This window comes from Salinispora tropica CNB-440 (assembly GCF_000016425.1).
GTDB lineage: Bacteria > Actinomycetota > Actinomycetes > Mycobacteriales > Micromonosporaceae > Micromonospora > Micromonospora tropica.
In genome coordinates this window covers 2,209,757-2,229,644 of the sequence record NC_009380.1, presented here as the reverse complement: position 1 = coordinate 2,229,644, position 19,888 = coordinate 2,209,757, and the positions used below count along the sequence as shown (strand labels likewise).

Below are 19,888 nucleotides of genomic sequence, written 5' to 3'. Positions count from 1 at the left end.
TCCAGTGGGTAGCCACCCACCCGTGGGCCTCAGGCACGGCCGCGAAGCATGAGATTCCAGTAGAGGGCCGGCAGTCCGTAGCGCTTGAGATACCACATGTCGGTGCGTTCGTGGGTGGTGTCGAGGAAGGGAATGCTGGGTGCGGGATGCATGGTGTAGTCGAACTCGGCGAGCAGCATCTTGTTGCGGGCCGTGGTCAGTGGGCAGGATGCGTACCCGTCATATGCCGCCGGCAGCGGCTCGCCCCTGATCGTGGCGATGAGATTGCGGGCCACCACCGGTGCCTGTTTGCGGACCGCGGCACCGGTCTTGGAATTCGGAGTGGACCCGGCATCGCCGAGGGCGAACACGTTCGGATATCGGGTGTGCTGCAGGGTGTTCCGGTCGACGTGGACGTAGCCAGCCGGGCTTTCGGGGTCTGCCAGGGTGGTCTGCTTGAGCCAGTCGGGGGCTGACTGCGGTGGTACAACATGCATGATGTCGTAGCCGATGGTTTGTCCACTGCGGTTGTTGTGATCGGCGATCACCGCCTGGCGACTGTCGGCGTCGACTTCGACGAGCTCGCTGTTTTTGTGGACCTCGATGCCGTACCGGACGGCGACGCGTTCGAGCTCATCGGCGAAGACCTGGACGCCGAACATGGTTGGGGTGGGCAGCACGAGCACGACCCGGATATCCTTAAGAACGCCTTGTCGACGCCAGTGGTCCGCGGCCAGGTAAGCGATCTTCTGTGGGGCGCCGGCACACTTGATCGGCCCGACGGGCATGGTAAACACCGCGGTCCCGGAGCGCAGGTTTCGGATCAGTTCCCACGTCTTCGGCGCCGTGGCGTACGTGTAGTTGCTGGATACCATCGGAGTGTCCATGGCTGCCGCCATGCCGGGGATCTTGTCCCAGTCGAGTTGGATGCCGGGGCACACGACGAGATGGTCGTAGCGGACCCGGATCCCACCGGCGGTGGTGACCGTCTGCTGGTCCGGGTCGATGGTGTGCGCGGCGTCCTTGATCCAGGCGATGCCCTTCGGCATGACCGACGCCTGCGGGCGGGCGCTCTCCTTAGCCTTGGCGCATCCGCCACCGACCAAGGTCCACAGCGGCTGGTAGTAGTGGGTTTCTGCGGGATCGATGAGGCCGATGTCGGGGACTCTCGCCCGGCGGAGCCGGGCGGCGACATCGATGCCGGCGCTGCCGCCGCCGACGATGAGGATGCGATGGTGAACGGCCGGTGCGGTCATGACGGTGCCTCCGTGTGGGTGAGGCCGTCGGCGGGGTGGCGCTCCCTCGGCGGCATGGGGTCGGTCAGGTTGTTCAGCCGGTGGCCTGACCGGAGGTGACAGCGACGGCGTACTCGTCGTCGATGTGGACGACGTCGTGGCCGGCACGGTCGAGCAGGCTGGCGGCGATGCCCGCCCGGAACCCGCTGGCGCAGTGCACCGCAAGCGGGCCGGGTGGAACGTCACCGAGCCGATCCAGCAGGCAGTGCAGCGGGATGTGCACCGAGACGGGAATCGCGCCAAGGGCGCGTTCGTCGGCGCGCCGCACGTCCAGCAGGGTCAGGGCCTCCCCGGCCTGCTGGGCTGCGGCGAGTCCAGCGAAGGTGATCCGCCGGTAGCTGCGGGTGGCCACGCCGTCGGCCAGGTTGCGCAGCTTGCCCGTGGCAGCGCCGTCCGGCCGGTCGATGCCGATGCGCACGAGTTGGCGTTGCGCGTCGGTGATCTGCTGCGGGGTCTCACCGATCAGGGTGAGCGGCATGCCCCAGGGAATGAGCCAGCCGAGGTACGTGGCGAACTGCTGGCTCAGGGCGATACTGATGGTGCCGACGAGGTGCTCGGCGGCGTACGCGGTACGGTCGCGCAGATCGACCACCCACTCCCCGGCGCTGATCCGTTCCCGCAGTTCGGTCGGACTGACCTGCTGCGGTGTGGACAGGTCGACAGGTCCGGCGCCAGCACGGTTACGGGCACCCATGTACGCGTAGTAGGCCGGGTGGGCGGTGAGACCGGCGACCAGCTGCGCCACGAATGTGTCCTCGTTCGTCGCGGTGAACGCGTCGTTGCGGGCTTTCTCCTGCCCGACGGTGCTGTCCTCGCCGCCGGACCTGGATCCGGCGGAGCAGAAGCTACCGAATCCGTGGGTCGGAAAGATCCCGGCGTCGTCGTCGAGCAGGTCGACGAGGCGGTGTGCCGAGCGATACTGGGCCCGGGTCAGTTCCTCCGTGCGGGCCGGGTCGACCAGGTCGGTGCGCCCAACACTGCCGTAGAGCAGGCAGCCGCCGGTGAATACTGCCGCCGGCCCGGGGCCACCGCTAATCACGAAGGCCAGGTGAGTATCGGTGTGCCCCGGGGTCGCAACCACCCGCACTCGCATGCCTCCCACCGACAGCTCGTCACCATCAGCGACGCCGTGCCGCTCGAACGCCACCTCGTCGGCGGCGTTGACCGCGTACGGCGCGTTGTGCTGATGCGCCAGTTGCAGGCCGCCGGAGACGTAGTCGTTGTGGATGTGCGTCTCCAGCACCATCGCGCAGCGCAGCCCGCGCTCGTTGAGAACCGCCTGCAAGCGGTCCAGGTCACGCTGCGGATCAACCACGATCGCGACGTGCCCGTCGTGGGCGATGTAGCTGCGGTCACCGAGCTCGCTGGTCTGCACCACTGCCACGTCCACCACGGGGTCAGCCCCTCCTTGGCGAAGATGCGAATGTCGGTCCGTCAGGTGTTGATAGTCGAGCAGCAGTAGCAGACGCATCGGGGCACCCGGTCGCCAACGCCTTGTCGCAGGCCTCGGCGAACTCACAGGAGGGGAACCGGTCGACCGTTTCCACGCGACACACTAGGTCCACACCGAACCGGATCATGATGCTCAGCCGCACCCGCGAGAGGTTCGCGCGTTCGCACGGCCGACGCAGTTCAGCTCCGAAGAAGTGGCGCTCGGACAGTGCTGACTGAAGCGTCCGCGGGGTCTGGCTCATGGCGTCGCCTTTCAGCTCCTCGCGAGCGAAACATCGAAGCATATGAACATCACACCCATAGGGTCACCCAGGGTTTAGCTCAGCGCAACCAGGAACGCCGGAAACAATATTCATGTGCCCGCAGGCTGTCCGCGCGACGACCAGGGCCTTTACTAACAACTGACACCACGGCGATGTCGCGGACGAACAGCAGGTGCGGTCGTTCTTCACCGAGCACGTCACATCAGGATCGGTGGCTGGAATAGTCAACTGTTGCCGGAGGCGACGTGGAGGCTCCTCCTCCAGCGGATGTCGCGCCGGGGTCAACCGGTGCCAACACAGGCACCACGAGCGACCGCCCGGTCAGAAAGCGGGCCATCGCTGACGCCGGAGGTGACCCCACCACCATCGCCACCTGGATCGCCGAGGTCAACGCCCAACGCGCCGCCACCCTCGCCCAACGCGACACCGCAACCGCGCAGAAGCAGGCTCCTGACCGCCTCACCGAGGACGACATCCGACGCCTCATCGGCAGCTTCGACAACATCCGCAACACCCCTGCGCGACGCCCGCAGCGCGGACAAACGCCGTCGGGCAGTAGGGATGAATGGCCGCATGGAGCATGCGGTGATCGATGCGATCCGGGACGGTGATCTCGCTGCCATGCGTCGATGCCTGTCCGCGCTGCCGTTTGAGGTTCAGTGGCAGGACGAAGGCCGGGGCGGTGGCCGGCGAGGTGGTCCGCTCGGGCGGAGCGGCCTTCCCAGGTGGTGCGCCACTGGGGTGTCGATGGACACGAGGATATAGCGCGTGGTGCGGGCCTCCACCACGTCAGCGGAACGAGTCGGCGTTCTCCGCAGCCCACTCGCGGAAGGTGCGGGCCGGCCGGCCCGCGAGCATCTCCACGTGGGGGAAGACCTTGCCGTGGATGCCGTTCTCGTCACCCATGTGCTTGAGGATGCCGTCGACCATCATCTCCGGGTAAACCTCCTCGAGCCATTCCGCCCGGGCCACGTCCGGCGGGACGTTGATGACGTTGATCTCGCGGCCCAGCACCTCGCCGAGGCACTCGTCCTGTTCCTCGATGTTCAGCGCCTCCGGCCCGGACAACGGGTACGCCCGGCCCTCGTGACCGTCGGAGGTGAGCACACCGACCGCGCACGCCGCGATGTCGGCCGGGTCGATCGGCGCCTGCTTGTTGTGGGCGTACGGCTCCCGCACCAGGCCCTCCGACTTGACCGTCTCGGCCCAGGACAGCGCATTGGTCATGAACTGGCCGGGGCGCAGGAACGTCCACGGGATGCCGGAGTCGCGGACCTCGCGCTCCCCGTTGAGGTGATAGGCGGTGTGCGGATCGGCCGCCTGCGGATTCTCCGCCGCGAGCACGGAGAGCCGGACGATGTGCCCCACCTTGGCCGCTGCGGCGGCCTGCGCGAGGTTGCGGTCGTACGTCCGGCCCCCGGGCTTGCCGAAGGTCGGCATCAGCGCGAACAGTCGGTCCACGCCGTCGAGAGCCTTCCGGAGGCTCTCCTGATCGGCTAGGTCCCCCGCGACCACCTCGACCTCGGGAGTGAACCGGGCGGCCTTGGGATCGCGGGTGAGCGCCCTGACCGCCACCTTCGCCTCGGTCAACTGCGCCACGACCTGACTGCCGACCGGACCCGTCGCACCGGTTACCAGAATCATCGAACAACATCCCTTTGCTCGCCTGCCGTAGACCGGGGAGTCCCCCCGGGCCGGCACTCGGCCTCAGGCCGAATGAGTGCAATTTCTGCGGCCCGTCGGCATGACGGAGGACGGGCACCTTTGGGGAGAGTACCCAGGTGACGGACGTAATTCTTGCTTCAGACTACTCTTGGTACGAGCCCCGCTCCGCTGTGGATGGTGCCCACCGCACCGCTGGCTATCCTGGGGTCTCCCCAGCCGACAACGGTCGAACGAGTTGCCGCGTCAGGCGGCGAGGAGGTAGCGATGATTTCCCACGTCTCACAGGTGGGCGTGTATGTGAACGACCAGGACGCAGCACTCGCGTTCTACACGGAGAAGCTGGGCTTCGAGGTGCGGTCGCTCCGCGAGGGCCCGGGTATGAAGTGGATCGAGGTGGCGCCGCCCAGCGGGCAGACCACCATCAGTCTGGCCTCGAAGGACTTCCCGGTCGGCGACGAGGCCAAGATCGGTGTCTACACCGACATCGCGTTCGAGACGCAGGACATCCACGGGCTGTACGAGACATACCGCCAGCGCGGCGTGAAGTTCACCAACGAACCGGAGCTCCAGCCCTATGGTAAGTGGTTTGCCGCCTTTCTGGACCAGGACGGCAATCAATTCTTCGTCTTTCAGCCCGTCGAGTAGCGGCCGACGAAGCCCGCAAGGCGGAAAAGCCTTGCCCTCCGCCCTGCCATAACGTGGTGCGCAGTGAATCGGGGCACCACGACATGCCGGGGAGGTAGAGATGATCGGTACTCTGGGCAGTGTGACGATCTTCGTCACCGATCAGGAACGGTCCGTCGACTTCTACACCAAGAAGCTGGGCTTCGAACTGCGGCGCGACCAGAAGTTCGGTCCGATCCGGTGGGTCGAGGTCGCGCCGACCGGCTCGGCCACGACCATCGTCCTGTTCCCCCCAGCACAACCCGGTCTACCAGAACCCCACCCGAGGCGACAGCCGCACGCAGCTGCGCGTCGGTCGCCGTGCCCCCACCGGTGAGAACGGCCGCCCGCAGCCGGTCGATCCAGAACTCTACGGTGTCCGGCACATCGTCCGGAAAGCCGATGAAGTACGCGTTGTGCCGAACGTGATCACCGACCAGCTCCCGCACCGCCGACACCACGGTGGCGGCGAGATCCATCGCTGGCTCGGGCGCCAGGCCGCCGATGTGGCCCAGCAGAGCCCGCGACGCCGAGAACCCGACATCGAGCAGCGCCGCGTCCAACTGCCGGGCCACGGACGTGCCATCACCGGCCGCGCCGGTGCTCGCCGGCACGCGCAGCGCCCTCTGAATGATCAACTTCTCCAGCACGTGCCTCCTCCTCCCGGTGGACTCCAACAACTGCCAACCTGCAGCCGCGACACAGTGGGCCGGAGGTACCACCATGCGAACCACTTCGCCACGATCACCGGCGATCCGCTGCCACTGAGTTATCCCAGCTCACGAGTGTTGGGCGGTGGCCGGTGATCCTGGCCCGGCGGGCCAGGGTCACCGATGCGGTTCGTCGATGCCAAAGTAATCAACCCGTTCAAGCTCCTGGTCGATCTTCATGCCCATGCCGTGGCTCGGACGGCGGCACCGGGTCGTGATGACGCCTTGGCGGAGCTGGCGTTGTCCGCTGCGGTTTTGTCTTGGTGGACTCGCTGGCAGCCCACAATGATCCACGCCGCCCCGCGGTCAAAGGCGGGACTGGCGGACATTGGCGAGGCGACCGGCCTGGAGGTCGGCGCAGTGGTCCGAGGGCGGCGGCGGTGGACCGACGTCCAGTCGCGGCTGGACATCGGAGGACGTCCGGCGACAGACCCCGTCGAGGTCCGGACCAACGTGCATCGACGCGATTCGGGGGTTGATCGATGACGCCGATCCGGATCGCCCGGAACGTGAGTACGGTGGCGGTGGCCCGGATCGCTGCCTGGTCGTCCTGGAGCCATCGCAGCCGACGGCACACAACACCCACCGCACGTCCGAAACCACTCGCCCGCAGCACGAGTCGCCGGTCTCCGACACCATGCCTCTGTTGGCGGCGTCGCACCCTTCGGACCTCTCGTTGTCCGAGGCGGTGAGGGAAGCACAACCGACCCCGGTCGACGAGGGTCCGGCGGCAAGCCCAGTACGGGCACGTGCGCGGCGGCCGACCACACGGCCGATCCGAACGGCCGGGCGCGTGGAGCGGACGGCGGATGTCGTGGCTCGGCTGCGTGCCGAGCGCCCGCAGGCCAGCCTGGCGGAGTTGGCCTTGGCCGCCGGCGTGTCCGAACGTCATGTCCGACGCCTGGTTTTACCAGCAACTCCGGGAAGACGGAACAACGAGCAGCTCGTTCTTGACGGTGATGCTGCGGCGAATCTACGGCAAGCAGAAGCAGGGCATCGGGTTCGATCACGCCAAGGTCGGTGGCTACAACGTCTGGCTGCGCGGCTACAACCCCCTCGTGGCGACGGTGTCCACACCGCTGTCGGCGCCGGTCGTCGCCGCCAGGAGACTGCGCTCGGGTAACACCGGTTCCAGCAAGGACGCAGCCAGCATGATCGCCGAGACGATCGGCACCGCCCAGCCTGCGGCGCGACCGGCGACATCGTCGTGTGGGCCGACTCGGCGTTCTACGCCAATATGTGGCGAGTCCACCCTGCCCCCACACCATATCGGAGCAAATCTATTCAACTCCGATCAACACAAACCGCGTCGGTGGATCGAGGCTCAGCCGCGCGCTTCGTGCACCAGGATCGCCACCTGCACCCGGTTGGCGCAGCCCAGCTTCGTCATCAGCCGCGAGACGTACGTCTTCACCGTCGCCACGCTCATGAACAACTCGCCGCTGATCTCCGCGTTGGACTTGCCGGCGGCCACCGCCCGGGCCACCTCCCGCTCCCGGTCGGTCAGCCCCTCGATCGCCCGACGCGCGGCGTTCACCCGGACCTGCTGCTCGTCCTGGTCCTCCACCCGCACCACGTAGTCGATAAGCCGTCCCACCACCGCCGGCGAGAGCATCGACTCCCCCGGCCGCCACCGCCCGGACCGAGTCCTGGATCTGTCGGGGCGGCATGTCCTTGAGCAGGAAGCCGTTCGCTCCGGCCCGCAGGGCGCGCAGGATGTGGTCGTCGGTGTCGAAGGTGGTCAACACGATCACCGCGGGTGGCTGCGCCAGCGCCCGCACCTCGGCGGTGGCGGAGAGCCCGTCCAGACCGGGCATCCGGATGTCCATCAGCACCACGTCCGGATGCCGGGCCCGCACCGCGGTCACCGCGTCGGCGCCGTCCGCGGCCTCGCCGACCACCTCGATGTCGGAAGCGGCGCTCAGCACCGCGCAGAGCCCCACCCGCACCAACGCGTTGTCGTCGACCACCAGAACGCTGATCACGCGTGAACGCGATCTTCTACCAGAACCGGACCGGGTGTCAGTGGGCGTACCTGCCGCACGACCTGCCGCCGAAGTCGGCCACCTACTACTACTTCGCCCTGTGGCGGGACGACGGCACCGACCAGGTGATCCATGATCTGCTGCGTTGTCAGGCGCGGGAGAAGGCCGGCCGCCGGGAGGATCCGACCGCGGTGGTGCTGGACACCCAGTCGATCCGGGCGGCCAACCACGTTCCGGCGGCGACGACCGGCAAGGACGCCGCGAAGAAGGTCCCGGGGCGTAAACGGGGTCTCGCGGTCGACGCCCTCGGGTTGATCATCGCGGTGGTGGTCACCGCCGCGTCGGTCACCGACAACGCGATCGGCGTACGGCTGCTGGACAACGTCGTGGCGCACACCCCGACGGTGACCAAGGCGTGGGTCGACGCCGGGTTCAAAGACGACGTGCAGATCCACGGCGCGATCAACGGTATCGGCGTCGAGCAGGTCCTGCGTTCCGACACGACGGCGGGGTTCGTGCCGGTGAAGCGTCGGTGGGTGGTCGAGCAGGTGCGCCGTGAGGCGCTGATTGATCGAGTGGAGGTGAGAGACCGCCACCGCCGCCCTGTCGCAGCTGGGTGGTGAAGCTGGGGGCAGCCTGATCCGGGAGGTGCCGGGGAGGGTGGCAAGCGGCCCCGACAACGCCGGGACGTGACCGGTACGGGACTGCGTAGATTTCCGTGTTTGACCTGGGAGTGGTCCGTTGGACAGGACGTTGATCCTGTCCGGGAAGGACCATGTCATGGCAGACAAGAAGAACGCTGTTCAGCTTCCGCAGCCGACGGCGGCGGAGGTGGAGCTCGCGCAGCAGCTGGTCGAGCGGGCCAAGGCCGATGGAGTCTCGTTGGTCGCCCCCGGGTGGGCTCCTGGCGGGGATCACCTGCACCGGCATGAGACAGCGCAGGAAGCCGCCTACGCCCTCGATCCGCTGGAAATCGGAGTTTCCCCAGGCCGACGTCCGCTGCTCGGCAGGCAGCGCCAGGATCGCGTCCGGCAACGACGACCGGATGTCAAGGTCAACACCATCCAGAGGCTCACCACAGCACGAGCAACCAGGCACATGATCGAGCACACCGGGACTGTACGAGAAGCCCACCCCAGCGTCGAACGCCGGCAGGCACTACGACGCGTCCGCCTCGACGAGCCCACGGCATGGCCGCCGAAGAGGGACACATGTCGAGCCGCCCGGCGCGCCCGCTGCGCGGCATGAGCGAGCACCTGATCGAGCGCGCGTTCACACGGTCCCTCGGTGCGAGGCTGGCGTGCCTGAGAAGTTGTTCGACCACGCAGGCCTGCCGGTGCCCGGTGAGGCAGCCACAGCGTGAGCCGGGGTGTACCCAACGGCGCCGTCGGCCAACTGGCGGAAACTGCTGACCACCGGCCCGGCACCCCACCGCCGTAGCCCGCTCCGGTCGACTGGCCGCCGTCCACCGGCGCCCGTCTGTGGCCATGCGGCCAGCCGGAAACGTGTTTCTCCGGTTGGCGTTCGCTCTGTAGGATCTCCGGCGATCAAGGGGGGGGGATGAAACGGTGGGCGATTTCCAGCAGTTTGTGACAGATGCGACTGCGCGTCTGTCCACGATGTCCAGGGGTGAGTTGTACGTCGTCGGCGACGGTCTCGACCGGGACTCACTCTGGCTCACCTTTCTCGACTCCTTTCCCGCCGGCACCAATCTGCGGTTCCGTGAGCGGTCCGCGTACGACTGCTCGACCTGCCGCGGTTTCATCAAGCACTTCGGCAACGTCGTTGAGATCCACGACGGGCGGGTCCGCACCGTCTGGTCCGGGGTGTCGGCCTCCGACCCGGTCTTCTCCGTCGTCGCCGCCGCTCTGGACGAGTTTGTTCTTTCGCTGCCGTTGTCTACCATCTTCCGGTCCACTCAGGCGCAGTACGGGACGAAGACCACCCGAACGCTGCGCGACGGCCAGGTCGAGGTGTGGCACCACCTGCACGGCCGGGTGGAGAAGCGACATCGCATCGAAGACGTCGGCGCGGCACAGGGCAACTTCAACGCCGCGGTGCAGGTCTTCCAGCGTGGCCTGGCCGAGCTGGCCCAGCACGCTCTGGACACCATCGTCGACCTTATCGACGACAACATTCTCTACCGCGGCACGGAGCATCGTCGGGCGGTGACCGAGTTCCGGTCGCTGCAGAACCGGTGGACGCAGGCGACCGACCGGCGGGCCTTCGTCTTCGCCAACGCCATGAACCCGGCGGCCCGGTTCCGCAACACGGTGATCGGCACCCTCGTCCAGGACCTCTCCGCGGGCGTCGACCTGGAGCAGGCGGTCCGGTCGTTCGAGACGAAGGTGGCACCGCAGAACTACCAGCGCCCCAGGGCGTTGATCACCCCGGCCATGGTCAAGGCTGCCATGAAGACCATCGACGAGTTGGGCATTGAGGAGTCGTTGCAGCGACGGTTCGCCCGACTTTCTGACGTGTCGGTCACCAACGTGCTGTGGGTCGACAACGACACACAGCCGCGGATGAAGGACGGCATCGCAGGGCTGCTCATGCAGGCAGCCACCACCAGGTCGGCAGGTGCGGGCCTTCGGGAGGCGAAGCCGGAGGAGATTCCCGTGGTCTCCTTCATGAAGGACATCCTGCCCGCTGCCGCGACCATCGACCTGTGGGTGGCCAACAGCCACGAACCGCACCTCGTCAGTCTCACCACGGGCCGGCATCCGGCCGCCCCGCGGCTGTTCACCTGGGACAACGATTTCGGCTGGTCCTACAACGGCAACGTCACCGACTCGATCAAGGAGAAGGTCAAGCGGGCCGGCGGTAACGTCACCGGCAAGCTGCGGGTGAGCCTGTCCTGGTTCAACCACGACGATCTCGACCTGCACGTGTTCGAACCCAACGGCGACCACATCTGGTACCAGGACAAGCGCAACAAGCTGGACGTCGACATGAACGCTGGCGGAACGCTCTCCCGCGAGCCGGTGGAGAACGTCACCTGGACCGACCGTGTCCCCGACGGTGAGTACCGGATCGAGGTGAACCAGTACCGCAAGCGGGACAGCACCGACGTCGGCTTCGTGATCGAGACCGAGAGCAACGGGAAGATCGAGCATTACAGCTACGAGCGGGCGGTCGGCCACAAGGAAACCGTCGAGGTGGGCCGGATGACGGTCGCCGGCGGGGTGATCACCGCTTTCCGGCCGGGTAAGGGCATGCAGCCGGGCAGTGCGAGCAAGGAGTTGTGGGGCATCACCACCGAACAGTTCGTGCCGGTGTCCACCATCATGTACTCGCCGAACTACTTCGACGACAGCGAGGTCGGCAACCGGCACTACTTCTTCATCCTGAAGGGGTGCGTGAACGACCAACCGACGCGGGGGATCTACAACGAGTTCCTCCGCGGCGACCTGCAACCGCACCGCAAGGTGTTCGAGGTTCTCGGCGACCGCACCAAGTGCGAGCCGTCCCCGGATCAGCTGTCCGGCCTCGGCTTCAGCTCCACGGTCCGCAGCTCTGTGATCGCCAAGGTGACCATGACCGGCGGCCGGCGCCGTCTCATCAGCATCCAGTTCTGATTCGTCACCCAGACACCCGAGAAAGGCCACCGTGACCATTTTCGAGAAAGCCACGCGAGAGAAGTTCCGCTACCCGTCGGCCAAGGGCCTGCTGACCACGGAACAGTTGTGGGAGCTTCCGCTGACCGCCAAGTCCGGCTTCAGCCTCGATGACGTGGCCAGGGCCGTCAACGCCGAGCTCAAGGCCATCGACACCGAGTCGTTCGTGGCCACCGAGACCAATCCGGCCAAGGCGACCTTGGAGACCAAGTTGGAGGTCGTCAAGCACATCATCGCCATCCGCATCGCGGAGGACCAGGCGGCGAAGGCAGCGGCGGCCAAGAAGCTAGAGAAGGAGAAGCTGCTGGCGGTCCTAGGCCGCAAGCAGGACGCGGTCCTGGAGAACCTGACCGAGGCAGAGCTGCTGGCCCGAATCAACAACCTGTAGCCCACCGACAATCAGCGTCTGCCAGCAGGCTCGCACATCGCCGAGAAGTACGGTCACTGTGCAAGACCTGTGCAGCCAGGCCGGCACTCAACGGCCACTTCTGGGCGAACCCAATCGGTATAGCAGCGACCCGCGACGCCCTCTCATCGGCAGATCCGTGCACCGTCGACGGCCTCACGAGGTGGCGCACTCCTCTCGGTACGGACTGGGTCGAATGCAGTTGGTGGAAGCGCAGCGGTTCCGGCCAGGCCGCGCCCGTGGGCCAGGCCAGCTATCGAGTGCCGGTCAGTACTTGCCGGATCTCGTCCAGAGACGATGCGACCAGGTGGGCGCTCGCCCGTACGGCGGGGTCGTGGCTCCACAGGTGGCCCCAGGGGCCACGGCGTACGAGGGCGGTGCGTAGTCTGGCGGCGCGGCCGGCGGTGATGTCGTGGTCGGGGTGGTCGCCGACGTAGAGGATTTCCTCGCGGCTGACCGGGGTCATGGCCACCACTCGGTCGAAGAAGGCAGGGTCCGGAGAGGTCTGCGACCGCGAGTTGGGTGTAGGCGTGGTCGAGCCAGGCGAACCAGATTCTTGTTCCGGCGTCGTCGGTGATGACGGTGAGCTTCGGCGTGGTGCCTGGCAGGGCGGGATCGATGGTGTGCTGGATGCGGGCGTGGTCGAGTGTGGCGAGCAGGCATTGGCCTTGCGGGTCGGGGCCGATCTGGTTGCTGATCAGGCCGACCCGAAGGCCAAGCGTTCCGGCCGTAAGTGCGGTGATGGGGCCGTCCGCTGCGATGGAGTCGCTCGTCGCGGTGATGATCGCACCGTGGTTGGCGGCCGGGTAGTCGGTGACGTGCTGGATGCCGGCGTCGGCGAGGTAGCTGACCCAGACCAGGTCGAGGGGTGGGCTGCTCATGGCTGTTCCCATCCACGCTCGGCGTAGACGTCGCCCTTGAGGTAGTGGTCAAGCGCCTCGGCCGCGTACGGGAGGAGTTCCTACGCTTCCTGCGCACCATCGACCGGGCAACCCCGCCCGACCTGGAACTGCATCTCGTGCTGGACAACTACGCCACCCACAAGACGCCAGCCATCCAGCAGTGGCTACTCAAGCACCCCCGGTTCCACCTGCACTTCACCCCGACCTACTCGTCATGGCTCAATCTCGTCGAGCGCTGGTTCGCCGAGCTGACCAACCGCAAACTCCGCCGATCGACCCACCGCAATGTCGCCGCACTGGAAGCCGACGTCACCGCCTGGATCGAGGCGTGGAACGCCGACCCCAAACCGTTCGTGTGGACCAAGACGGCGGACGACATCCTCGAAACGATCGCCGCATACTGTCAACGAATTAACGACTCAGCACACTAGGTCGCCGTTCGCCTCCTCTTTCGCCCCGGTCAGCCACATCATCAGCACCCCGATCATGGTGCTGGCTGCCAGCCCGGCGGCCTCCGGGTCGTCGGCCTCTTCAAGCAGCTCCGGGATCCGTCAGGCGGGCTCCTCCGACGGGATGCTGATCGTCTCGTCAACCCACGCTGCGATGCAATTCGCAGGAGACACTGCCGGGAGTCACCGGTTGCGTAGGGGGCGGGCCACTGGCGCGAGCAGCTCGTCCAGCAACTCCAGCTCCGCCCACCCGTTGATCGCGATCTGGCCGGAGGTGTCGACGTCTATCTCGACGCGGTCGGGTGTGCGTCGCAGATGATCGAGTAGATGCGGGAAGCGGTCGCTCAGCACGACGAACTCCTGGTTCGTCGAGCCGACCCAGGGCCGAACGGGGTCGATCCGGTCGTTGAGGAAAGGTCCAGCAACGAGCAGGTCCGTCTCGCCGAGCAGCGCGGCAACATCGGCGCGGCCCGCCTCGATGGCCTGCCGCAGCTGCGCCTCGGTGTATCCGGTGAAGGTCATGACCGATCGGCCAGCGCTCCGTACCGCGCGAGTGACCTTGGACAATGCGGCGGCTTGATCGAAGGGTTCCCCGCCGAGCAGCGTCAGCCCGGCGGTGCCCGAGTCGAGGATGCGGGTCACCAGGTCGTCTGTTGCTACCTGTTCCCCGCCTCGGAAGCTCCACATGTGCGGGTTGAAGCAGCCGGGGCACCGGATGGCGCAGCCCTGCACCCAGACCGCGGTGCGCTCGCCCGGTCCCTCCGCGTGAGTTGAACCAAGGAACCTCGCTACTGACACCACCGCCGAGTTGATGGTAGGTCGAGGAGCGAGTTCGTCATCAGACATCGAGCACACGGCCGTGGGGTGGTGGCGGCGCTTGGCCAGGCTGCCGCCACTGCGGAGGTGTGCAGGTCAGCAGGTTCCGGAGATGGGCGAACTCGTGCGGTGCAAGATTCGCCACTGCGGCGATCTCCTCTACGCTGCCGAACCCGCGGCGTGCCTGCCGCTCGGCGATCACCTGGTGCACGCGGTCTGTGTGGAGGTGCGGGAGCGCAGCGAGCTGCTCGAAGGTGGCCGTGTTGACATCGATGGCCGCCGGGTCTCCGGCCGTGGCTGGCGAGACCGTGGAGGGCTGCGGCGGCGTGCCGTACGACTGCTGCGGAGGCGCTGGTTCTGCTGCTGGCCCAGCCCCGTAGGAGTTGGCCGGGTTCGGCATGATGTTGGCAACCGACGGTGGCGGGGATGTCGGCGTGTAGCGCGATGGCCCGGGGGGCATCGGGGGGTTGGGGCTGCCGTTCCAGGTCGGCGGTGGTGCGGTTGGCTGCGCGTACCAGGGAGTGTGGGTTGCCCGCCAGCGCAGCCACGCCGAGTTGATGAGGCAGGCGTGCAAGACGCTCCCCGCCCAGATGGCCAAGATCGTGCCGCCAGCCCAGCTGCCCACGGTGGTCGTCTCGCCTGGGTCGTCGGCGAAGGAGAAGGCGCCTGCACCGATGACGGTATAGGCGATGCCGGGGATCCACCAGTCCGGCCGTCGGGCGCGAAGCCCGACGTAGAGGAAGCCTGCTCCGCCGAGGCAGCCCATGCAGCAAATTGGGAGCAGGAGCCACCAGCTGTGCTGGATCCGCCATTGCAGGCTCGCGCCCGGGTTGGCGGGAGGCAGTGGAGGTGTCCACGGTCCGTTAGGCACGTTCGACATTGCGCTCTTCCTGGAGGTTCTGCGTGTTCACGTTCGTTCTGGTGTAGTCGGCGGTGTAGGCACTTTCAATGGTGTGTGCGTCGAGTAAATCTTCCAGGATCGTGATGTAGTCGAGGCAGCCGCTTCCCGCCAGGCCCTTGGTCTCGGCGCTCACGATGCCCGCGCTCGTCACGGTCAGCAGGATTTGTGGCTTCTCCGTCAAGACGGCCGTCCCTCGACAGCGAACACCATCCGTACGCTCGCATCCTCGACGACGGTCTCCGACTCGAGCCGAAGTCCGGCGGCCGGTGCGCGTTCCCGCAGCCGCTCGAGCACCGTACGCTGCACCTGCCGCCCGTACTCGGCGTCGATGGCCCGAACGATGTCGACGGCTCCTTGCTCGTCGACGTCACCCGTGAAGTGCGCAGACCACACCGCGTCCGGCCCGCGCTGGAAAGTCGCCTGTACGCGGTTCCAGGACGCCACGATCTCCTGATGGTCGGCGGTGACCACGGCGTTGGTTTCGCGCAGCGCCGCCGAGAGCAACGTCTCATCCCGCATCCGCGTCTGCACCTGGCAGATGACGCGGCCACGCTCGTCGCGGCTGGCGGTGGCGCCGCGCACGGCGGCGACCGTGGCCACGGCCAGCGGCACCAGTATCAGTGAGACGCTCAACGTGGCACTCCCCTCGGTCCTGTCGTCGACATCAAAACTCGACCGATCTTCCACCAATGTGAGGGGGTGGTGCATCGCCGGGTTGGGTAGGAGCCGTGGACGCAATGGTGGTCCCGGAGCGGCCAGGAGGGTCCCAGTCTTCCGCGGCCGTGGCCGCCACAGCACGCATATTCGCCCAGGCGCGGATGGCGCTGATCCGCTCCGCCTGGGTCACGCTGAGCGGCACCATGTTGACCACGCCGTGGATTAGATCGTCCTTGCGTAACGGGCGTCTTTCCGAGAAGGCGTCGAAAAGGCCGGCGATGACCGCCTGCTCGAGCTCGGCTCCCGAATAGCCCTCACTCAGCCCCGAGAGCTCCTTCAGCAGTGCGTCGTCGACGGTGAGATCTCTGGCGACAGCAGGATGCGTCATCCGCTTTGCGATGTGCATGGCCCAGATCGACGCGCGCTCCGCGATGGTCGGGAGATCGACGAAGAAGATCTCATCGAAGCGCCCCTTTCGCAGCATCTCAGGCGGGAGGCTTTCAATGTTGTTCGCGGTCGCGATGACGAAGACGGGCTCCGTTTTCTCCTGCAGCCAGGTGAGGAAGGTGCCGAACACGCGAGATGACGTTCCCGAGTCACCAGCGGCGCCGCCGCTGGCGAAGCCCTTCTCGATCTCGTCGACCCAGAGAACGCACGGTGAGGTGGCCTCGGCGGTGCGGATAGCGTTGCGCACGTTCTGCTCGCTGGATCCGACCAGTCCGGAGAAGACCCGACCGATGTCGAAGCGCAGCAGCGGCAAGCCCCAGCTAGCGGCGACGGCCTTTGCGGTGAGCGACTTGCCGCAGCCGGGCACGCCAGTGATCAGCACACCGCGCGGCGCGGGAAGCCCGTACTCCGCCGCCTCTGCCAACCAGGAACTATCCCTTTTGGCCAGCCACCGCTTCAGATTTTCCAGACCACCGACGTCGGCCAGGTCGACATCGACATCGACGAACTCGAGCAGTCCCGACTTGCGTACCGTCTGCCGCTGCTCCTCGTGCACCACCGCGATGTCGTCAAGGTCAAGCACACCGTCGTTGACCATCGCACGAGCGAAGGCGTTCTCCGCCTCCTGCAGCGTGAGGCCGAGAGCTGCCTTCGCCAACCGCTCCCTCCCCACCTCATCCAGGCCGATGCGGATCCGGCCGCTGGCGGAGTTGGCCGCGATCATCCCTTCAAGCACCATGCGGATCTCGTGCTCAGTGGGCAGTGGAAAGTCAACGATCGTGACGTCCTTTTCCAGCTCCACCGGAATCCGCAGCATGGGAGAGATAAGCACCAAGGCCCGCGCGACCGGGCCGGACTTGAAGGCCGCCGCCACATCCCGCAACCGCCGAACCACACCCGGGCTCCCAGGCCTGTCGCCACCCCCGTGCGCCGCGTGTAGGTCCCTGAACATGAGCACGCTGGGCTCGTCGATCCGAAGCACGGCGTTGAGCGCATCCTCCGGGTCCGTCGTGCCCTTCCTCGGGGTACCGTCCGGCTGAACCAGTCCTTCTGTCGCGGACCAGGTCCAGACGGCCCTGGGAGTACGAACCAGGGCCACATCGCGGGCTACGGCCGTCACCTCCGCGACCACCCGATGCTCTTCGTACGACTCTACGTAGAGGATCGGGAAGCGCGCTTTGAGCAGTTGCGACAGTGCCTCGCGAAAAGGCCTCGCCATCGCCGTCTCCCCTCCGACCGCCACCAGGCCGGCCGACTGTAGCAGGCCACAGCCAGGGCTGGATCCAGGGAAGTCGACGCGGTCATCTACCCGCAGGCTGAAGCGCTCGACACCATCCGGAGCTATGCGGTAAGCATTCAGGGCCGCTCCATGACGTAGCCGTTGGTGGCTGTGTGTGATGGGCGGTGGTGGTCGTTGCTCGTGGTGGGTTAGCCGGGTGTCCAGGCGGGTGGTGTCCAGGGCCGGCCGAGGATGGCGTCGCGGATTGCGGTCATGACGTCCGCGCCGTGTTTGGTCACGGTGGAGACGTAGCCGCGGATGGCGTACCGGTGTTCGGTGATCTTCTCGCTGGTGAGCTGTCCAGAGATCTTCTGCTGGGTCTTCGCCGGCCGCAGGTCGCGTTCGGCCTGGTTCGAGGTGGGTGGGATCCGCAGGTCGGTGGTGAACCGCAGGATGTCGGCCTCGCGGTCGCGCAGGTCTTCCAGCAGTGCCCGGTGTTTCGGCTGTTTCCGGCCGGGCACCCGGGCGACGTCTTTGAGGCCGATGCGGACGCCGTGCCGGTAGGCGTCGATCAGCGGGTCCGCGATCTCGGCGGGAATCGCCTTCAGGTTCTGGGCGCGGGCGAGGTTCGCGGCGTGCACGAGTCCTTGCAGCGCCTGGCGGATCTGGATCGGCCAGTGTGCCTCGGGGTAGGTCTCGGCGGCGTCCTGGCAGTCGCGGATCAGGTGCGCCACGCACAGTTGGTGCACCAGGTGGGCGAAGATCTTCGCGTCGTAGTTCTGGTAGCGGTCGTGCACGATGACACCCGTCAGGTCCGGCAGGACGAACACCTCGAACATGTCGAGGCTGCGGCCACCGAGCAGATACCAGGTGTAAAGGTGGGTGCAGGCGACCAGGAGGTACTTCCTGACCTTGCGGGCACCGACCCGGATCGGGGTCTCGTCACAGGACACCGGGGCAGGGGCCGCGGCGGCCAGTTCGTTGGCGCGGGCGCTGCCGCCGTCGGTCGGGATCTTCTGGTTGCAGGCCACGGCCAAGACGTAGCCCATGCGCCGGGTCTGCAGCCACAGCCGGAACTTGCTGTCCTTGCCGTAGGCCTCGTCGGCGGTCACCCACCGAGCCAGCAGCCCCGCGTCCCGTGCGCGGCGCAGCATCTACAACCCCAGCGCCGGCTTGGTCGCGAACCGCACCTTCGCCGGTACCGCGGCTTCGGTCCGCCGGCCGTCATCGGCGCACCAACTCTGCGGCAGATACAGTTCCCGGTCGATCAAGGTGCGCCCGTACGCGGACGCATACGCCAGGAACACCCCGAGCTGGCAGTTCTCGGTCCGCCCGGCGGTCCCGGAGTACTGGCGTTGGACGCCGGCGGACTTGGTTCCCTTCTTCAGGAACCCCGTCTCATCGATGATCAGAACGCCGTCGGCGTCGCCGAGATGCTCCGCGACGTAGTCGCGCAGGTCATCGCGGACCGCCTCAGCGTCCCACGCCGACCTGTTGAGCAGCCTTTGCATACCGTCAGGGGTGTTCTCCCCGGCCGCCTCGGCCAGCGTCCAGCCATTCTTGCCAGCCAGCGGCGACAACAGGCCCAACACATAGGCCCGGGCCCGCCGGCGTGGCTCCACCCGCCGAAACCGGCCAGCGACCCGCGCCATCAGGTCATCCAGACCTGCCGCCCACCCCGAAAGATCGTCCGTCACCACAAGTGCGGCAGTCTACGATGGATGATCGTGTACTCTAACGCCTGACCCGCATCTGCTGTCCTAGCAGCGCAAACACGGTCAACGGAAGTGCGGCTGGAGTACTAGCCGACATCGTCGACCTCATGCTCGCCACCGGGGCCCGCATCGGGGAGATACTCGCCCTACGCTGGGAAGACCTAAACCTGGCCGCCGAACGTCCCACACTGACAATCTGCGGCACACTGGTCTTCGTCAAAGGCAAAGGCTTCTTCCGACAGCCCTGGACCAAAAGCGACGCCGGCTACCGAATGATCACCCTGCCCCGATTCGCCGTCGGCATGCTCCTAGCCCGCAAGGTCATCGCCGCCGACAACCCCCACAACGCGATCTTCGCCTCTCGACGCGGCACCTGGCTATCACCCAACAACGTTCGCCGGCAATGGCGCCAAGCCCGCGCAGACACCGACCTCGCCTGGGTCACCCCCCACACCTTCCGCAAGACCGTGGCCACCCTCATCAAGGAAGAAGCAGACACCAAAAGCGCCACAGCACAGCTTGGGCACTCCAGCGAAGACATCACCGACACGTACTACATCGCCAAGCCCCTCCAAGCACCGGACGTCTCCGACGTCCTCGAACGGCTCGGCGCTGACCACGGGCGGACGCCCCCGCACCCACGACGCACGACGATGAACATGGATGACAAACCTGGTTGCCGCCCCCAGTAATCGGGGGGTTTCCGGGGGACGGTTCACAATCTCATCGAAGAAAGTCGAAGCCCTG

21 protein-coding genes and 5 pseudogenes are annotated in these 19,888 nt (G+C 66.8%); 11 read left to right on the top strand and 15 right to left on the bottom strand.

Annotated elements, in window-relative coordinates; genetic code table 11:
• Positions 1 to 29: 29 nt before the first annotated feature.
• The 3 genes and pseudogenes from STROP_RS09885 to STROP_RS26160 all read right to left on the bottom strand — a co-directional run.
• Positions 30 to 1,235 carry an NAD(P)/FAD-dependent oxidoreductase gene (locus tag STROP_RS09885; RefSeq protein ID WP_011905850.1) on the bottom strand — a complete coding sequence of 402 codons (1,206 nt, stop codon included), beginning with the start codon at positions 1,233 to 1,235 and terminating at the stop codon, positions 30 to 32.
• 73 nt (positions 1,236 to 1,308) lie between these two features.
• Complete coding sequence (locus STROP_RS09880; protein ID WP_043535312.1) at positions 1,309 to 2,667, bottom strand: MBL fold metallo-hydrolase; 1,359 nt, start codon at positions 2,665 to 2,667, stop codon at positions 1,309 to 1,311.
• Between the two features lie 54 nt (positions 2,668 to 2,721).
• Positions 2,722 to 2,968: pseudogene (locus STROP_RS26160) on the bottom strand (helix-turn-helix domain-containing protein); the annotation flags it as partial.
• Between the two features lie 266 nt (positions 2,969 to 3,234).
• On the opposite strand from STROP_RS26160, the gene STROP_RS25640 reads away from it, so the two are divergent.
• Positions 3,235 to 3,600 (top strand): hypothetical protein, encoded by a 366-nt coding sequence (locus STROP_RS25640; RefSeq protein ID WP_011905848.1) that lies wholly within the window; start codon positions 3,235 to 3,237, stop codon positions 3,598 to 3,600.
• Between the two features lie 178 nt (positions 3,601 to 3,778).
• On the opposite strand, the gene STROP_RS09870 is transcribed toward STROP_RS25640, so the two are convergent.
• A complete protein-coding gene (locus tag STROP_RS09870) occupies positions 3,779 to 4,633 on the bottom strand; it encodes an NmrA family NAD(P)-binding protein (RefSeq protein ID WP_011905847.1) in 855 nt (284 codons plus the stop codon).
• 285 nt (positions 4,634 to 4,918) lie between these two features.
• On the opposite strand from STROP_RS09870, the gene STROP_RS09865 reads away from it, so the two are divergent.
• Both STROP_RS09865 and STROP_RS26360 read left to right on the top strand, forming a co-directional pair.
• Positions 4,919 to 5,299 (top strand): VOC family protein, encoded by a 381-nt coding sequence (locus tag STROP_RS09865; RefSeq protein ID WP_011905846.1) that lies wholly within the window; start codon positions 4,919 to 4,921, stop codon positions 5,297 to 5,299.
• 100 nt (positions 5,300 to 5,399) lie between these two features.
• The gene (locus STROP_RS26360) at positions 5,400 to 5,654 is read left to right on the top strand and encodes a VOC family protein (protein ID WP_011905845.1); all 255 of its coding nucleotides are present in this window, start codon (positions 5,400 to 5,402) and stop codon (positions 5,652 to 5,654) included.
• On the opposite strand, the pseudogene STROP_RS24750 reads toward STROP_RS26360, so the two are convergent.
• A pseudogene (locus STROP_RS24750) lies at positions 5,593 to 5,967 on the bottom strand (hypothetical protein); the annotation flags it as partial. The gene STROP_RS26360 and the pseudogene STROP_RS24750 overlap by 62 nt on opposite strands.
• Positions 5,968 to 6,150: 183 nt before the next feature.
• Here STROP_RS24750 and STROP_RS09855 point away from each other — a divergent pair.
• Positions 6,151 to 6,513: a hypothetical protein gene (locus STROP_RS09855; protein ID WP_011905844.1), complete on the top strand. Its 363-nt coding sequence runs from the start codon at positions 6,151 to 6,153 to the stop codon at positions 6,511 to 6,513.
• A 559-nt stretch (positions 6,514 to 7,072) separates the two neighbouring features.
• On the opposite strand, the gene STROP_RS25120 is transcribed toward STROP_RS09855, so the two are convergent.
• Both STROP_RS25120 and STROP_RS09850 read right to left on the bottom strand, forming a co-directional pair.
• Positions 7,073 to 7,279 (bottom strand): hypothetical protein, encoded by a 207-nt coding sequence (locus tag STROP_RS25120; RefSeq protein ID WP_187151644.1) that lies wholly within the window; start codon positions 7,277 to 7,279, stop codon positions 7,073 to 7,075.
• 72 nt (positions 7,280 to 7,351) lie between these two features.
• Positions 7,352 to 8,012 (bottom strand): annotated as a pseudogene (locus STROP_RS09850) (response regulator).
• Positions 8,013 to 8,014: 2 nt separating this feature from the next.
• Between STROP_RS09850 and STROP_RS09845 the strand changes: the two are divergent.
• The 4 genes and pseudogenes from STROP_RS09845 to STROP_RS09830 form a co-directional block, all read left to right on the top strand.
• Positions 8,015 to 8,626 (top strand): annotated as a pseudogene (locus STROP_RS09845) (IS5/IS1182 family transposase); the annotation flags it as partial.
• Positions 8,627 to 8,792: 166 nt separating this feature from the next.
• Positions 8,793 to 9,260 (top strand): hypothetical protein, encoded by a 468-nt coding sequence (locus STROP_RS25635; protein ID WP_238380289.1) that lies wholly within the window; start codon positions 8,793 to 8,795, stop codon positions 9,258 to 9,260.
• Positions 9,261 to 9,580: 320 nt separating this feature from the next.
• A complete protein-coding gene (locus STROP_RS09835) occupies positions 9,581 to 11,590 on the top strand; it encodes a hypothetical protein (protein WP_011905839.1) in 2,010 nt (669 codons plus the stop codon).
• 31 nt (positions 11,591 to 11,621) lie between these two features.
• Positions 11,622 to 12,017, top strand: a complete 396-nt coding sequence (locus STROP_RS09830; RefSeq protein ID WP_011905838.1) for a hypothetical protein — start codon at positions 11,622 to 11,624, stop codon at positions 12,015 to 12,017.
• 271 nt (positions 12,018 to 12,288) lie between these two features.
• Here STROP_RS09830 and STROP_RS26010 read toward each other — a convergent pair whose 3' ends face one another.
• Complete coding sequence (locus tag STROP_RS26010) at positions 12,289 to 12,651, bottom strand: HAD family hydrolase (RefSeq protein WP_274378096.1); 363 nt, start codon at positions 12,649 to 12,651, stop codon at positions 12,289 to 12,291.
• Here STROP_RS26010 and STROP_RS25115 point away from each other — a divergent pair.
• On the top strand, positions 12,566 to 12,943 hold the full coding sequence (locus tag STROP_RS25115; protein ID WP_043535309.1) for a hypothetical protein: 378 nt from the start codon (positions 12,566 to 12,568) through the stop codon (positions 12,941 to 12,943). The genes STROP_RS26010 and STROP_RS25115 overlap by 86 nt on opposite strands.
• 47 nt (positions 12,944 to 12,990) lie before the next feature.
• Positions 12,991 to 13,368, top strand: a pseudogene (locus STROP_RS09815) (transposase); the annotation flags it as partial.
• A gap of 201 nt (positions 13,369 to 13,569) precedes the next feature.
• Here the strand turns inward: STROP_RS09815 and STROP_RS09810 are convergent.
• The 7 genes from STROP_RS09810 to STROP_RS09785 form a co-directional block, all read right to left on the bottom strand.
• Positions 13,570 to 14,232, bottom strand: coding sequence for a 4Fe-4S single cluster domain-containing protein (locus STROP_RS09810; RefSeq protein WP_011905835.1), 663 nt, complete (start codon positions 14,230 to 14,232; stop codon positions 13,570 to 13,572).
• Complete coding sequence (locus STROP_RS09805) at positions 14,225 to 14,968, bottom strand: ComEA family DNA-binding protein (RefSeq protein ID WP_028564726.1); 744 nt, start codon at positions 14,966 to 14,968, stop codon at positions 14,225 to 14,227. The genes STROP_RS09810 and STROP_RS09805 overlap by 8 nt, the downstream gene beginning before the upstream one ends.
• 97 nt (positions 14,969 to 15,065) lie before the next feature.
• Positions 15,066 to 15,284, bottom strand: coding sequence for a DUF2997 domain-containing protein (locus STROP_RS09800; protein WP_011905833.1), 219 nt, complete (start codon positions 15,282 to 15,284; stop codon positions 15,066 to 15,068).
• A complete protein-coding gene (locus STROP_RS09795) occupies positions 15,281 to 15,736 on the bottom strand; it encodes a hypothetical protein (RefSeq protein ID WP_011905832.1) in 456 nt (151 codons plus the stop codon). Before STROP_RS09795 ends, STROP_RS09800 begins: the two co-directional genes overlap by 4 nt.
• A 31-nt stretch (positions 15,737 to 15,767) precedes the next feature.
• Positions 15,768 to 17,426, bottom strand: a complete 1,659-nt coding sequence (locus STROP_RS09790) for an AAA family ATPase (RefSeq protein ID WP_011905831.1) — start codon at positions 17,424 to 17,426, stop codon at positions 15,768 to 15,770.
• 209 nt (positions 17,427 to 17,635) lie between these two features.
• The gene (locus STROP_RS25630; protein ID WP_011905830.1) at positions 17,636 to 18,580 is read right to left on the bottom strand and encodes an IS66 family transposase; all 945 of its coding nucleotides are present in this window, start codon (positions 18,578 to 18,580) and stop codon (positions 17,636 to 17,638) included.
• Positions 18,581 to 19,123: an IS701 family transposase gene (locus tag STROP_RS09785; RefSeq protein ID WP_413540565.1), complete on the bottom strand. Its 543-nt coding sequence runs from the start codon at positions 19,121 to 19,123 to the stop codon at positions 18,581 to 18,583.
• 125 nt (positions 19,124 to 19,248) lie between these two features.
• Between STROP_RS09785 and STROP_RS09780 the strand changes: the two genes are divergently transcribed.
• Complete coding sequence (locus tag STROP_RS09780) at positions 19,249 to 19,833, top strand: tyrosine-type recombinase/integrase (RefSeq protein WP_011905828.1); 585 nt, start codon at positions 19,249 to 19,251, stop codon at positions 19,831 to 19,833.
• Positions 19,834 to 19,888 lie beyond the last annotated feature (55 nt).